This is a genomic window from Pseudomonas sp. JV245A, assembly GCF_032424515.1.
Classification (GTDB): Bacteria; Pseudomonadota; Gammaproteobacteria; order Pseudomonadales; family Pseudomonadaceae; genus Aquipseudomonas; species Aquipseudomonas protegens.
The window spans coordinates 1-591 of the sequence record NZ_VYKE01000497.1; the positions used below are offsets into that span (position 1 = coordinate 1).

The window sequence follows — 591 nt, forward strand, 5'->3', positions numbered from 1 at the left end:
CCTACGTGGTGGACGACGGCGCCATCAACGCTCCCGGGGAATGCAATGTCGATGTCTGGTACCAGAGCACCCGCCACCAGGGCTCCAGCCACACCAGCGTGGTGGCCCCGGCCTGCACCTTCAGCCAACTGCCCTGGGTGCAACTGGGGGCCGCGATGCAGCGCCAGCAGGCCGACGGCCAGGGCGAGACCCAGCTCAGCCCCCAGGTCAAGCTGGCCCTACTGGACCGTGAAGACCTGGGCCTGCAACTGGCCCTGGCCGGCTCCGCCCACTGGGCCCTGAACCGCAGCCACAGCTTCGACGGTGGCGACCTCGCCCTGCCACTGACCTTCAGCCCTGTTGCCAGCCTGCGCCTGAACCTGAATGCCGGCTGGGCCCACGCCTATGACGACGGCGACCAGAGCCACCGCTGGGCCTGGGGCAGCGGGCTGGAGTACGACCTGGCCCAGAGCCTGACCCTGATTGCCGAGCGCTACGGCCAACGCGGCGGCGAACAGGGCTGGCAGGCCGGCCCGCGCCTGCATCTGGGCCAGCACCTGGACCTGGACCTGATCGTTGGCCAGCACCTGACCGAAGACCGCGATCGCTGGC

1 protein-coding gene is annotated in these 591 nt (G+C 70.1%); it reads left to right on the forward strand.

Annotation, left to right across the window (positions count from 1 at the left end; all coding sequences use genetic code 11):
* A partial coding sequence (locus F6S12_RS32675) for a hypothetical protein (RefSeq protein WP_315869978.1) occupies positions 1-591 on the forward strand: 591 nt, incomplete at both ends.